14 protein-coding genes are annotated in these 12,545 nt (G+C 55.9%); 4 read left to right on the top strand and 10 right to left on the bottom strand.

Translation table 11 applies throughout. The features are described 5' to 3' along the window. Window positions 1-63: 63 nt before the first annotated feature. On the top strand, window positions 64-1,623 hold the full coding sequence (locus tag AC1DFB_RS17210) for a DUF427 domain-containing protein (protein ID WP_223117148.1): 1,560 nt from the start codon (window positions 64-66) through the stop codon (window positions 1,621-1,623). A gap of 119 nt (window positions 1,624-1,742) precedes the next feature. Here AC1DFB_RS17210 and AC1DFB_RS17205 read toward each other — a convergent pair whose 3' ends face one another. The 6 genes from AC1DFB_RS17205 to AC1DFB_RS17180 all read right to left on the bottom strand — a co-directional run bounded on the left by AC1DFB_RS17205 (window position 1,743) and on the right by AC1DFB_RS17180 (window position 5,403). Beyond that, a complete protein-coding gene (locus AC1DFB_RS17205; protein ID WP_480921744.1) occupies window positions 1,743-2,540 on the bottom strand; it encodes a DUF1217 domain-containing protein in 798 nt (265 codons plus the stop codon). Further along, the gene (gene flbT / locus AC1DFB_RS17200) at window positions 2,537-2,938 is read right to left on the bottom strand and encodes a flagellar biosynthesis repressor FlbT (RefSeq protein WP_480921743.1); all 402 of its coding nucleotides are present in this window, start codon (window positions 2,936-2,938) and stop codon (window positions 2,537-2,539) included. Before flbT ends, AC1DFB_RS17205 begins: the two co-directional genes overlap by 4 nt. Next, window positions 2,938-3,312, bottom strand: coding sequence for a flagellar biosynthesis regulator FlaF (gene flaF / locus AC1DFB_RS17195; protein WP_480921742.1), 375 nt, complete (start codon window positions 3,310-3,312; stop codon window positions 2,938-2,940). Before flaF ends, flbT begins: the two co-directional genes overlap by 1 nt. 77 nt (window positions 3,313-3,389) lie before the next feature. Continuing rightward, on the bottom strand, window positions 3,390-4,607 hold the full coding sequence (locus AC1DFB_RS17190; protein ID WP_480921741.1) for a flagellin N-terminal helical domain-containing protein: 1,218 nt from the start codon (window positions 4,605-4,607) through the stop codon (window positions 3,390-3,392). Window positions 4,608-4,817: 210 nt separating this feature from the next. Beyond that, window positions 4,818-5,165, bottom strand: a complete 348-nt coding sequence (locus AC1DFB_RS17185; protein ID WP_170406760.1) for a flagellar biosynthesis protein FlgN — start codon at window positions 5,163-5,165, stop codon at window positions 4,818-4,820. Beyond that, the gene (locus tag AC1DFB_RS17180; protein WP_480887409.1) at window positions 5,158-5,403 is read right to left on the bottom strand and encodes a rod-binding protein; all 246 of its coding nucleotides are present in this window, start codon (window positions 5,401-5,403) and stop codon (window positions 5,158-5,160) included. The genes AC1DFB_RS17185 and AC1DFB_RS17180 overlap by 8 nt, the downstream gene beginning before the upstream one ends. Before the next feature lie 142 nt (window positions 5,404-5,545). On the opposite strand from AC1DFB_RS17180, the gene AC1DFB_RS17175 reads away from it, so the two are divergent. Genes AC1DFB_RS17175 through AC1DFB_RS17165 form a run of 3 tightly spaced genes read left to right on the top strand, consistent with a single transcriptional unit; the run spans window position 5,546 to window position 8,366 of the window. Beyond that, the gene (locus AC1DFB_RS17175; RefSeq protein WP_480921740.1) at window positions 5,546-6,775 is read left to right on the top strand and encodes a flagellar hook-length control protein FliK; all 1,230 of its coding nucleotides are present in this window, start codon (window positions 5,546-5,548) and stop codon (window positions 6,773-6,775) included. Window positions 6,776-6,778: 3 nt separating this feature from the next. Further along, a complete protein-coding gene (locus AC1DFB_RS17170; protein WP_480922627.1) occupies window positions 6,779-7,444 on the top strand; it encodes a flagellar hook capping FlgD N-terminal domain-containing protein in 666 nt (221 codons plus the stop codon). After that, window positions 7,395-8,366 (top strand): phosphotransferase family protein, encoded by a 972-nt coding sequence (locus AC1DFB_RS17165; RefSeq protein WP_480921739.1) that lies wholly within the window; start codon window positions 7,395-7,397, stop codon window positions 8,364-8,366. Before AC1DFB_RS17170 ends, AC1DFB_RS17165 begins: the two co-directional genes overlap by 50 nt. Here the strand turns inward: AC1DFB_RS17165 and AC1DFB_RS17160 are convergent. The 4 genes from AC1DFB_RS17160 to AC1DFB_RS17145 are packed head-to-tail and all read right to left on the bottom strand — an operon-like array spanning window position 8,361 to window position 12,491. Next, the gene (locus AC1DFB_RS17160; RefSeq protein WP_480921738.1) at window positions 8,361-9,662 is read right to left on the bottom strand and encodes an NAD(P)/FAD-dependent oxidoreductase; all 1,302 of its coding nucleotides are present in this window, start codon (window positions 9,660-9,662) and stop codon (window positions 8,361-8,363) included. The two genes, AC1DFB_RS17165 and AC1DFB_RS17160, sit on opposite strands and share 6 nt — an antisense overlap. Further along, window positions 9,659-10,477 carry an ABC transporter permease gene (locus tag AC1DFB_RS17155; RefSeq protein WP_170398984.1) on the bottom strand — a complete coding sequence of 273 codons (819 nt, stop codon included), beginning with the start codon at window positions 10,475-10,477 and terminating at the stop codon, window positions 9,659-9,661. Before AC1DFB_RS17155 ends, AC1DFB_RS17160 begins: the two co-directional genes overlap by 4 nt. After that, window positions 10,474-11,364: an ABC transporter permease subunit gene (locus AC1DFB_RS17150; protein ID WP_170406776.1), complete on the bottom strand. Its 891-nt coding sequence runs from the start codon at window positions 11,362-11,364 to the stop codon at window positions 10,474-10,476. Before AC1DFB_RS17150 ends, AC1DFB_RS17155 begins: the two co-directional genes overlap by 4 nt. Beyond that, complete coding sequence (locus AC1DFB_RS17145; protein ID WP_170425908.1) at window positions 11,364-12,491, bottom strand: ABC transporter ATP-binding protein; 1,128 nt, start codon at window positions 12,489-12,491, stop codon at window positions 11,364-11,366. Before AC1DFB_RS17145 ends, AC1DFB_RS17150 begins: the two co-directional genes overlap by 1 nt. Window positions 12,492-12,545: the final 54 nt, after the last annotated feature.

Here is a 12,545-nt window from a genome sequence, read left to right as displayed (position 1 = left end):
CGCATCTTGGAATTCTCGCCCTCAAGACCCATGATATAAGGGCTTGGCCAAGGGAGGTTGCAGATGAACGTCCATGCCACACCGAATGTCAAAGGCTATGGGATATCCGTTGAGCCGCTGCAGGGACGGATCGCGATCTACCGTGGTGATATACTGCTGGCCGAAAGCCACAACGCCAAAGTCATGTACGAAACGCGGCTACCTCCCGCGATCTATGTTCCGCGCGAAGACCTGTGCGTCGAACTCGGCCCTGAGACCGAATTGCAGACGTTCTGCCCCTTCAAGGGTACCGCAACCTATCACGACATTAGCCTACCGGAAGAGCGCCTTACGAACTCGATTTGGGCTTATGAAGACGCCTTCCCTGAAAGCGCGGCCATTCAGGGCCATATTGGATTCATGCCGGATACCGCGACGCGGATCGACCTCGGCGACAACCAACTGCGTCAACCCGACGATGGCAATATCAGCGGCCCCCTGATCGATTGGCTGATGCGCGGTGCGTCCGAAATTAACACTCCTGATGCCTTTACAAAAACGCTGGCCGAGAAAATGCTGGAACATGGCATCGCTATTCAACGCCTAAGCATTCTGGTCTGGTCGCTGCATCCGCTGATCGCAGGCAAACACTATATCTGGGAGAAAGACTCGGCTGAGATTTCGACCCACACTCCGACCTATGAAATTCATGATCACCCTGCCTTTACCAATAGCCCTCTGCGTCACGTTTCAAACGGGTTGGGTGGTGTCCGCCAGCGCCTGAACAACGACAATCCGCATAACAGCTTTCCGATCATCGAAGACCTGCGCGCAAAAGGGGCCACCGATTACGTTGCCATGCCACTGCCTTTCTCGGATGGGCGGACGAATGTCCTGACCCTGACTTGCGATCATCCCGATGGGTTCACGACCGAGAACCTGGGTCTGGTTTTTGAATGCTCTACTGTCATCGCGCGGTTCTACGAGGTCTTCATGCAGCGCGAAAACGCGCAGGTTCTGCTGGAAACCTATGTAGGCAAGCGCAGCGGTGCGCGCGTTCTGGGGGGCGAGATTCGCCGCGGTGATGGCGATGACATAGATGCGGCGATCATGTTTTGCGATCTTCGAAATTCAACCGCATTGGAAGAAAAACTGGGGCGTGATGACTATATCGAGCTACTGAATGCGTTTTTTGAGACAGTTTCAGGGATCGTGCACGACCATGACGGAGAAGTTCTGAAATTCATCGGCGACGCTGTTCTTGCCGTCTTCCCGGCGGGTGACGATGCCGCCAAAGCCCGATCCAGCGCGCAGCTTTCGGCAACTGAGATCGTCGAAAAACTGGGTGAATTGCGCAGTGACGGAAGTGATCATGATTTCGACTGCTCGATTGGTGTCGCATATGGCCGCGTCACCTATGGCAATGTGGGCTCGCGCGAACGGTTAGACTTTACCGTGATCGGTCAGGCCGCCAATGTCGCTGCCAGATTGGGCGAATATGGCAAAACCGTCGGACATAGAATTGTTGTCTCGCAAGATATCGAACCTGTTTGCAAACAGGCGATCCCTTTAGGGGCGATCAAGCTGCACAACGTCTCGCAACCGATCAAATCATTTGCCCTGCAAACTTCAGCCGATGCCTGATTTGGCAGTTCACTTCGCAAGAGTTGAACCTCAAATTGTGCCACCCACTATCTCGGATCGGTCAACCTATGGCCTTGCGCGAGATACCGTACACACCGTGTCTGGTTGACATCAATGGTTCAAAAACCACCGCCCAGCAGGATCAGAGCCGTCTGCGCAGGTGAGATCGTCTGTTGGATTTGATTGATCTGATTGCGGGCCAGATACGTGTCGGTCAGTTTGTCGATTGCCTCACCTTCAGTGAACTGCGCCAAATCGGATGACCCTGTAACGCGCTGCAATCGATCTTTGAACACCTCAAGCTGCTTGTCGATATCCAGTTGTGCAAATGCTGCAGGCAGCCCCAATGCCGTTTCCATCATGCGGCGCAAGGGAGGCAGCCCCATCAGATCAAACCACCTTCTGTCGTCACTGCCACCCTGGCCAGCCAGATCGCGCAATGCATGCAGGGTGTACAACGCGATTCGCATCGATTCATCTGCTTCACCAACCGAGATTTCAAATCGCGCAATCAAGTTGTCGTCAGCGATCTTTTCCATGGCGTCCACCAATCCGGTCTTGCGCACATCGCCAGGACCAAGCCCAAAGGCGTTGGCAAAATCTCGGTACCTGCCGTCGGCCAGCCTGTTCGCAAGTGCATCGTCGGCCTGCGTTCCATCCGACAAGATTTTTTGGATAAAATACCGATTGTCGAGATCACCTTCCAAGCCAAAAGCACCCAATGCCACCTGCAACAACCGTCGGTCCGAAACCAGATCCTCGGCCGTCTGGACCTTGCCGATATTGTCTAGAAAGTACCTTGAGTCCCGTTCATTGATCCCCGAGGTGGAATAGCTTTGAAGCTGCGCATCATAAGTACGCTGCAAAAAACGCCAGCCAACCAGACCACCTGAAGGTATGACCGGCTGGAAGGTCACTGCTGATACGCCATCAGACGTTCTTCGCGCGGCAACAGTGAACGCAAGGCCTTTAAACACTTATAGTATTGCTCTGCCACCAATGCTTCAGTTGCGTTGGCCAGGACCCGGCGACTGTCGGCATCCGTGAAAACCTGGCTCAGCTCTTCCACGCGCCGCAGAAGTTGCTGGCGCGCCCGCTCAGGTTCGGTTTCGCCTGACAGAACCAACTGCGCGGCATAGCAGACACGGCGTACCGGCGTGTTGACCTCTTCCGGGTGAATGGCATCGCGCAGGCGCAGGACATTTGCCTGAGGTGTCATGATCGAAAACCGACTGCGTCGATCCCCGTTTTCGATTACAACACCATTGATCAGAACCCGTTCCTTTGGGGCAAGTTTCAGGACCAGACCCCCCATCAGTTGCCCCTCATATGACGTAGCCCGCGCAACACGGCCATGTTGATCTCAAGCAGCGGCTCAACGGTCGCCTTGTTCGCCAGCACCTGGCTGCTGTGTTGTTCGGTAAACTCAGCCAAATAGAAAATCCGCGCACGCAGATTGCTCGGCAGCCCGTTATCCGCATCCGCCACATCGGTTGCCAGCACAGTCCAAAGCCGGCGATTTTCGTGCAAGGCTTGAACGAACCCTCGGAAATCAGCCGCTTTCCGCGTGGAAGCAGCCTTCAACCGATGTGTAATCCTGGAAATCGCCTCATACTCTGTGTCCCGAGGTGTTCGCGTCGGTGCAGCAGATTGCGCATAAGCGCGGTGAGCAAGCGTTTGCGGTGTCACTTGAAATCCTTCCAATTGTCCTTCAACGGGCGATTAAGTCCGGGGCACAGCGTGCGTGCCCCGGATCAGTTCCAAAGTTAGCGGAACAGCGACAGGATGGACTGTGGCGCCTGGTTCGCGATCGATAGCGATTGGGTTGCCAGCTGTTGCTGGACCTGCAACGCTTGCAGTCGCGCCGAGGTTTCTTCCATGTCAGCGTCAACCAACGAGCCGATACCGGATTTAAACGAGTCAGACAGGTTCGAGATGAACTCTTTCTGGGTCTCGATCCGACCCTGCGCCGAACCAAAAGCCGCCGAGGCATCAATCGCAGTATCGATGAGGCCTTCGATCGCGCCAAGCGCTGCGGATGCGCCGGCAGAAGTCGACACATCAATCGAGGCCAGAGCGCCTAGACCGCCAGTGTTCGCATTGGCATATTGACCGCTGATCTGCAGCGAATCCGACCCTTCGTTGGTGATATCGAGTTGCGCAGCATTCGTACCCGGATCATAGACGACCGAAACATTGGCATCCGAAGCTTCGATGGCAGCTTTTAGCCCCGCAGCGATGATCTCTTCGGGCGCGTTGCCTGCGGCGATATCCTCAGCCCGGACTGTATAAGACGCGACATCGTCGCCCAGTCGGACCGTGAAAGTATCACCAGCGGACAATGTGCCCGGATCAGCGATCACGATGCTTCCATCATCATCGCTTCCGCCGTTTCCATCCAACGAAAATCCGAATGCGTCGGCCGTATCCGCAGTGACCCCGTCAGTTCCAGTGAACACGTCGGCAGCAGTGTAACCACCTGTCGACAGGTTTTGCGCCGATACACTAATGGAAGACGCTGTCACGTTGCCTGCATTGTCTCGATCCAAAGAGGACAGAATGCTTGCGCCAGCCCCACCGTTCACCAGATTGAGGCCATTGAACTGGGCAGCGCCGACAACCGATTCGATCTGATCCCTAAGCGCGGCCACATCGGTGTTGATCTTAGCACGATCAACGTTGTCTTCCTGCGCCGCAACGATCTTGCCTTTCATCTGGTTCAGCAGATCCGTCACAGTTTCTGAGGCGTTTCGAGCAACTGCGACAGTGGATTCACCCAAGGCCAGGCTGTCCTTGATCGCATTGAAGCCGTTGACGTCTGATTCCATCACCTTTGAGATGGCCCAGACAGCCGAGTTATCCTTGGCTGTAGCCACATCCTTGCCGGTCGAGATCGCGTTTTGCGTCTGGGCGAGGTTCTTGTTGACCGATTTGAGAGTTTGTAGCGCAACCATTGCGCCATTGTTCGTCAGAATGCTGGACATATTTGTCATCCTCTTAGCGTTCGGGCGCGTTTGACGCCCATGTTGGACCCACCAAACCGGCAGGCATTCTGTCGTTCTGACCCGTGCGTCGTGCCTTGTGGCCTTCGCGCCACCCGTTGTTTCAGGTGCATCGCCACATTTGACCCCGATCTCCTAACGGAGTGCTAAGACGGGCAAATCCGAAATCTCGGATTTGAATCAAACCTGATGCTATGCCCGTTTTTCCAGCTTTGCCCGCGATCGCAAAGCAAACCCGCTACGCTGCCCCGAGGCGTCATAAGTGCTGAACTCCTGTCGGACCTGTTTCAGTTCCGCCATTCGGTCCGCCACAGTCCGAATACCCTCGGCCGCACTGTTCAAAAGGGCTTGGTTGCGCACGACCTTCTTCTGGATCCGGATCAGATCATCGCTTTCCAACACCTGCAGATCATTTATTGCACCGATCAAATTTTCTTTTTCAGGCACCAATCGATCCAGATCGGTCAAATCCCCCTGGACCAGGGCCGTGCGCTCCAGATCCAAAAGGTCTTCCAGTGCCTGAATCGGATCTTTATCCATCAAACTTCTCCATCATTGCATTGAACAAAATTTCGGAAAGGCCGATTCCACCCGCCTTTGCCATTTGCTGTGCCTGCTGTTGCACCAGAAACGAAGCAAATTGATCTTCGCCTGCGCCACCGCCAAAAGAACTTCGTGTTTGGCCGAGGCCTGCAGACTTGAGCATTTCAGCCAGAAAAGCGGCTTCCAGCTCAACAGAGGCGGCTTTCATTTTCTGTGGAATCTGGGCGGAATGCATGGTCGCACTGGTAGATGTAATCGTCATCGGATTCTCCGAAAATTGCTATGAACTTTCTCGATCAAAGGGGAAAGCGGTTAAAATAAACGTAACTTCCTGTGGGCACAGTGCCGGCCAGATCAAAGAAACCCCGGAGCGAAAAATGACCAACCCGCTGACGATCATGTCGCCTGCATCTGCCACGGGTGACAAACCGGGGGCATCTCAGGGTAAAGAGCGTGATACCAAAGGTGGGTTTGCCTTTGAGGAAGTGCTCAATGAGGATGTCGAACAAATCGAGTTGAAGGATGTAGATCCGTTTGTGGCTGATTCAAACCTGCCACCCAAACAATCAGAAATTCCATCTGTTTCTACGGCAGATTCAACCGAGACAATCAAAACCGACGAACTAGAGCCCGCCCAACTGCAGGTGGCTGCGCAAGAGGTCGCAAATGCGCCGAAACACCACGCAGATTTTGCCGTCGGTGAGACGAACCATGTTGCCGCTCCGCCCAGCCCGGTACAGCAAATTTCGCAGTTGGCCTCTGAAAACTCAACGCTAAGACAAAATGCAGGCTCGCCCGAAGCGGCTGCCCCAAGGCCTGACGCAAACGTGCTTCGAGCGCCAACCCAAGTTCCGATCCCTGATGTTAGCGGAAATGGATATCTACACCATAGGCCGGCCTCACACGCGCTAAATGCTAGCTTTTTGGGGGATACGTTTTCGAAACTGGAACCGCCAAGTCCCGAACCAGAGGTGCCACTCGTCGCACGCGCAGTTGAGCCTGTAGAGGCTCGAAAAACCCGGCAAACTGTCATTTCTGCCGCCTTGAAACCGCAGACAACAGCTTGGAATCTCGACCGGGCTCCGGGCGATGCTATTGCTGAAACGGCGATCAGCGCGGAAGTTGATGACCTCTTTGCTGTCAAAGACACAGCGGTGGGCCACACGATACGCGACACGACGCAAGCGATGCCCATCGCCGCAGCCCGCGCGGAAACGGCACGCACGATTGCGGGGCAACTGGCCGCTTCGATTTCGACCCGACCAAATACCGGTGGCGTTGAAATAGCCCTGAACCCCGAAGAGCTTGGGCGCGTATCAATCGCGCTCAACGGTCGAGAAGACGGGTTTCATCTATCGATCGCGGCCGAACGGCCCGAAACACTGGACCTGATGCGGCGACACATTGCGGTCCTGTCGGCTGAGTTGGAAAAGCTGGGTTATGGGGATCTGTCGCTTGACCTTAGCATGTCCGGGGACTCGTCCCAGCATGGTGACCCATCAGAGCCTGACCCTTCCTCAGAAACGGTCGAAATGGTTCGCGACGCGGACCATAAGGCACCCACACTTCCGGCTGGCCCTGAACGGGGTCTTGATATGAGGCTTTAATTGATGATTTCAGCGACCAATTCAGTGACCGCAACGGGTGCAAATCCCGGCGCAAACAACAATTCGGAACGCTCGGCACTGACGTCAGATTTCGAGACCTTTCTGCGCATGCTGACCGTGCAGGCGCGCAATCAGGATCCGCTTGAGCCACTGGATTCCTCCGAATACGCCTCTCAGCTGGCGCAGTTTTCGATGGTTGAACAACAGGTCAAAGCCAATGAGCTTCTGTCTGATCTGGCGCTGACACTTGGTGCTGTCAATCTGAACCAGCTTACCGGCTGGGTTGGGATGAATGTCAAAACCGACGCACCGTTTCGCTTTGAAGATCAGCCTGTTCCGATCTTTGCGCAGGCCGAAGCAACCGCAGATCGGGCCGAATTGGTCATTCGCAACGACCAAGGCACCGTTGTCGACCGCGTCCCTGTGCCTCTCGATAAGGCCGAATTCGAGTGGGCCGGGGTCAGCAGTGCCGGTGATCCCTTTCCCGCTGGCAGTTACTCAGCCACATTGGAGAGCTTCAAAAGAGGTGAGTTACTAACCAGCACGCCCGCATCTGCCTTCGGTCGGGTGGTAGAGGCACAGGTCAGCGAAGGTGGCATCATCCTGAAACTGGAGAGCGGTGCAGAGGTGTCCGCCGAAATGGTCACGCAAATCCGCACGGGCGCTTGATCTGGAAGGCAAGGCAGGCCAAAGCTTGGCGCATCGCGACTCGCCCCCTAACCCGGTATCTGTCCTGTCTGATCATCACCAACCTCCCCCGGGTCTTGTTGCCCAGCTCAGCACCCAAGGTTTGATCCGCCACGACGTGACCTTCGAGGTGTTGTACGGTGGGCGGACCAATCATGTCTGGAAGGTTTTGTCCGGCAATAGTGATGCCGTTCTGAAGTTATACAGCACCGGGTTTCAGAACCCCTTGTTTCGCAACGATGCCCGGCTTGAGTCAGAATGTCTGCGCACGCTCAACAGCTTTGGCTTCGTGCCCAATTTACGTGCCACGGGTTCCTTTGGAGACGACAGCTGGGTCTACTATGACCACGCACCGGGCGTCCCTTGGCAGGACGATGTTTCGGGCGTAGCCCATCTGCTTGGAAGGTTGCACCAAATTCCGGTCAATCTGGACCTCCCTAACGGCTGCAATGGCAGCGAAGATCTGGAACAGCAAGCGTGTCAAATTCTGGCTGATTGCCACGCGGAAGAGCGGCGATCGTTGCTTGCAAAAAAACCTCAGGCCCAAGTACCGCCATTATCCGCGCGGTGCTTGATCCATGGCGATCCGGTCGCGGGAAACATCCTGCAATCGAAAAATGGGCTGACGCTGATCGATTGGCAATGCCCGGCCTTCGGTGACCCATGTGAAGACTTGGCGATATTCCTTTCACCTGCGATGCAGCAACTCTATCGAGGCGCGCCCTTGTCCGACGCCGAAGAGACGCTGTTTCTTAAGGCCTACGACCAACCCGATATCACCGAACGCTATCTGTCATTGAGGCCTTGGTTTGCGTGGCGCATGGCCGCTTATTGTCTTTGGCGGGCCGAAAACGGTGCGGCTGATTATGCCAATGGGTATGAGTTGGAAGTTGAGGCCTTATAGGTCCGCCAGACCCAGATACGCATAGGCTGGCGGCATGACAGCGCGACGCCAACGGCCAAAGGGAAACCGCCCCGGCGCACCCGCAATAGGGGACGGAATGTCTGCGGATTGCCCCAGCACCAGTCGCGCCAAAGCACGTCCGCAATAGGTTCCCATCGCCACACCATTGCCGTGGTAAGCAAACCCTGCATACATCCCCGGATGCTCAGGAACCGGGCCCACAAAGGGCACAAGGTTCCGGGCAAGGCAAACCATGCCGGACCACTTATGTGTGACATCGACCGTGTCCCAGGCGGGGAACATCCGCCTGAAATCCCCGAAGGCCTTTTGCCGAATGCGCGCCTCAGCCCCAGGGGATGAAAGCAGCCCCCCTCGTGTCCCAAACAGAAATCGTCGATTGGGCATCAATCGGAAATAGTGCAGCAAATTACGCGTGTCATAGGCCATCTGATCCGACGTCCAGCCTTGCGCCTGCAGCTCGACATCAGTCAGAGGCCGCGTCACAAGAACCGTTGACTGTGCAGGCATATAACGCGCGGCCAACCAGGGCGGCAGATCCTCGCTTGAGTAGCCATTTGTGCACACCAGAACGTTCGAAGCACGAACGTGACCCGCAGGCGAGGTCAGCACGAAACCCGAGGCGGCCTGTTTGATCTGCGTGATCGGGCTGTTCTGGAACAGAGTTGCGCCCTTTGCCTGGGCGGAGCCAGCCAAACCGAACAGATACTTTCGGGGGTTCAGGGCAAAGCCAATTGGCGTTGTATAGCCGCCGAAAAACGCCCCACCCAGCCCGAGGCCCTGCAGATCGTCAATCTCATGTAATTGTCCGGCCGGATCGGCCGACCGGCGCAATCGTTCCATCGCGCGCCGTGAATGGGCCAGTTGAGTTTCACCCTTGGAATGCGTTTCGGCGTCGATTTGGTTATCACGCAGAAGGTCAGCAACCAGTGAAACGGCGTCTTCTTCCGCTTGGTAATAGGCCTGCGTTGCCACCTGACCATAGCGACGGGTCAGGCCAGCCTTGCTGAGCTTTGACCCGCCCAGACAACAAAAGCCCCCGTTTCGACCGGACGCCCCCCAGCCCGGTGTTTCCGCCTCGAACACAGCGACCGAAACCCCTGCCTCGGACAGATGCAATGCGGCGGACAAGCCGGTAAACCCGCCCCCGATGACGGCGACATCAACGCTGATATCGTCTTCGAGCTTTGGCCAAGCAGGGGTCGCGATCGTCTCATCCCACCAACACCCCGCGCGTGGCGCGGGGCCGTAGGCATAATCAGGAAATATACGCCTCATTCAGCGCTTGCCGCGGCCAACTCATCCTGTTTCTGCCTAACCATCGCCCGCTTGGTCACCAGGGACGCGGTAATAACACCCACCGTGACAACCGCGATCATTAATGTTGACAGCGCATTGATCTCGGGACTGACGCCCAAACGCACAGCAGAGAAAATCTTGATCGGCAAGGTGGTGGCAGAAGGCCCAGATGTAAACGAAGCAATCACTAGGTCATCCAGCGACAGGGTGAAAGCCAGCAGCCATCCTGAAATCACCGCCGGAGCGATGATCGGCAGGGTGACCAAGCGAAACGCCTGCGCAGGAGAGCAGCCCAGGTCCAGTGCGGCCTCTTCCAACGACCGATCAAAGGTCACAAGACGCGAGGATACGACGACCGAGACAAAACACATCGAAAACGTCGTGTGCGCCAGAACGATGGTCAAGATCCCCCGGTCCAATCCGATGCCAATGAACAACAACAGCAGCGACAGACCCGTGATCACTTCGGGCATCACGAGCGGGGCATAGATCATCCCGGAAAACAGTGTTCGCCCAAAGAACCGCCCACCGCGTACCAGAACATAGGCCGCTGCGGTGCCCAGAATCGTGGCCAGCGTTGATGAGAATACGGCAACGCGCAGCGTGACCCAGGCTGCATCAAGAAAGGCTTCGTTCTGCATCAACTCGCCGTACCATTTGGTCGAAAAACCGGCCCAAACGGTGACAAGCTTGCTTTCGTTGAAGCTGAAGATGATCAGGATGATCATCGGGATATACAGAAAGGCAAATCCCAGCGTCAGTGAGACAGTGTTGAACCAGCTCAGCCTGTTCATTGTTCTGCCTCCGTCTGCTTTTGCTGGTTGCGCTGGAACAGCACAATCGGGATCACGAGGATGAGCAACAGAACCACGGCCACCGCGCTGGCGACGGGCCAATCGCGGTTCGAGAAGAACTCTTCCCACAGCACCTTACCGATCATCAAGGTCCCCGATCCGCCCAGTAGCGAGGGGATTACGAATTCCCCAATCACCGGAATCATCACGAGGAAGCAGCCCGCGATAATACCGGGGCGCGACAAGGGGATTGTGATCAACCAGAATGCCTGCAGACGCGAACACCCAAGGTCTTCAGCGGCTTCGATCAGCGACCCGTCCATCCGTTCAAGCGACGAATAAATCGGCAGGATCATAAAAGGTAGGTAGGTATAAACGATACCGATATAAACTGCGGTATTCGTGTTCAGAATGGTCAGCGGCGCTGAGATGATGCCTGTCCAAAGCAAGAGCTGGTTCAGATAGCCTTCGTTGCTGAGGATACCCATCCATGCGTAAACCCGGATCAGGAACGAAGTCCAGAACGGCAGGATGACCAGCATCATGAATGTAGGTCGCCACTCTTCAGGTGCGCGCGCCATCGCATATGCGATCGGATACCCGACAATCAGCGTCAACACCGTTGAGATCAGCGCGATCTTTACGCTGGACAGATAGGCCTTCCAATAAAGATCATCTTCAGTCAGCCAGACAAAGTTTTCCAGATCAAGCTGGCTGAAGAAATCCCTGATACCCGCCCAACCTGCGGACAGGTCCAGCGTCGGAGTGTAGGGCGGAATGGCAAGTGCGGTGTCTGAAAGCGATATCTTTAGGACGATAAAGAACGGCACCAAGAACAGCGCCAGCAACCAGACATACGGGACAGCGATAAGAACAGCGCGGCGCATCAGTTTTCCAGCAGAACTGCGGCAGTCGCTGTCCAGGACAGCCAAACCGGGTCTTCCCAGGTGAACGAGCGGCGCGAGATGCGGCGGGTATTCGCTGTTTGCGCTTTGATAATCGTGCCGTTTGGCAGTTCGACATGATAGGTCGACAAGTTGCCCAGATAGGCGATGTCATGCACCTTGCCTTGAATGGCGTTGATCGCATCGACCGGGCGCTCGGCAGAGATCGCGACCTTTTCAGGCCGGATCGCCAGATGACAGCTCTGACCATTGGAAAGTTGGGTCGCGGAAGACGCCGCTAACGGGGGTTGCCCTTCTGCCCACTCGATCTGATAGCTTTCGTCGCCTGCTGCGGTGGCGCGTCCCTCAATGATATTCACATCCCCAATGAAATCAGCAACATAAACCGAGTTTGGCGTCTCATAGATGCGATCTGGAGTTGCCACTTGCATCAGTTTGCCCTGATCCATCACGGCCACTCGGCTGGCAACGGTCATCGCCTCTTCTTGATCGTGCGTCACGATGACAAAGGTCGTGCCGGTTTTTTCCTGAATGTCCATCAACTCGAACTGAGTATCCTGACGGAGTTTCTTATCCAAAGCGCCCAAAGGTTCGTCGAGCAATAGCAGTTTTGGTGCTTTGGCCAATGACCGGGCCAGCGCAACGCGTTGGCGTTGACCACCCGAGATCTGGTGCGGCTTGCGGCGTGCGAACTGTTCCAGCCGGGTTAGGCGCAGCATCTCATCGACCCGCTCTTCCAGATCGCGTTTGGGCATGTTGTCCCGGCGCAGGCCAAAGGCGATGTTGTCCCAGATGCTGAGATGAGGAAACAGCGCATACGACTGAAACATCATGTTTACCGCCCGTTTGTTGGGCGGGATCGGGTCGATATCCTGTCCACCCAGAAGGATGTGACCATCGGTAGGGGTTTCGAATCCGGCCAGCATCCGCATCATCGTGGTCTTGCCGCAGCCCGACGGGCCGAGCAGCGCAAAGAACTCACGCTCGTAGATATCCAGTGAAAGATTGTCGATTGCGGTGAATGCGCCAAAACGCTTGGTGACGTTCTGGAACTGGATCAAGGGTTTCGCCTGCGGGTCATCCCACGGCGCAAAGACTTCAGAATTCAAGGCGGCCCCCGTTTATCGGTCAGGATAAAAATGGCGCAAGGCAGTGGGCCCGCC

The sequence above is a fragment of the Ruegeria sp. S84 genome, from assembly GCF_056583445.1.
Note: the sequence above shows the minus strand (reverse complement) of the source record. Positions and strands in the feature narration are given on the sequence as shown.

What these genes read in the sequence shown, in the direction of transcription:
- AC1DFB_RS17170 (WP_480922627.1), top strand. Translation starts at nt 6,779, where the DNA reads ATGATTTCAGCGACCAATTCAGTGACCGCAACGGGTGCAAATCCCGGC.
- AC1DFB_RS17190 (WP_480921741.1), bottom strand. Translation starts at nt 4,607, where the DNA reads ATGTCCAGCATTCTGACGAACAATGGCGCAATGGTTGCGCTACAAACT.
- AC1DFB_RS17180 (WP_480887409.1), bottom strand. Translation starts at nt 5,403, where the DNA reads ATGCATTCCGCCCAGATTCCACAGAAAATGAAAGCCGCCTCTGTTGAG.
- AC1DFB_RS17210 (WP_223117148.1), top strand. Translation starts at nt 64, where the DNA reads ATGAACGTCCATGCCACACCGAATGTCAAAGGCTATGGGATATCCGTT.
- AC1DFB_RS17185 (WP_170406760.1), bottom strand. Translation starts at nt 5,165, where the DNA reads ATGGATAAAGATCCGATTCAGGCACTGGAAGACCTTTTGGATCTGGAG.
- AC1DFB_RS17175 (WP_480921740.1), top strand. Translation starts at nt 5,546, where the DNA reads ATGACCAACCCGCTGACGATCATGTCGCCTGCATCTGCCACGGGTGAC.
- AC1DFB_RS17155 (WP_170398984.1), bottom strand. Translation starts at nt 10,477, where the DNA reads ATGAACAGGCTGAGCTGGTTCAACACTGTCTCACTGACGCTGGGATTT.
- flbT (WP_480921743.1), bottom strand. Translation starts at nt 2,938, where the DNA reads ATGGGGGGTCTGGTCCTGAAACTTGCCCCAAAGGAACGGGTTCTGATC.
- AC1DFB_RS17150 (WP_170406776.1), bottom strand. Translation starts at nt 11,364, where the DNA reads ATGCGCCGCGCTGTTCTTATCGCTGTCCCGTATGTCTGGTTGCTGGCG.
- AC1DFB_RS17160 (WP_480921738.1), bottom strand. Translation starts at nt 9,662, where the DNA reads ATGAGGCGTATATTTCCTGATTATGCCTACGGCCCCGCGCCACGCGCG.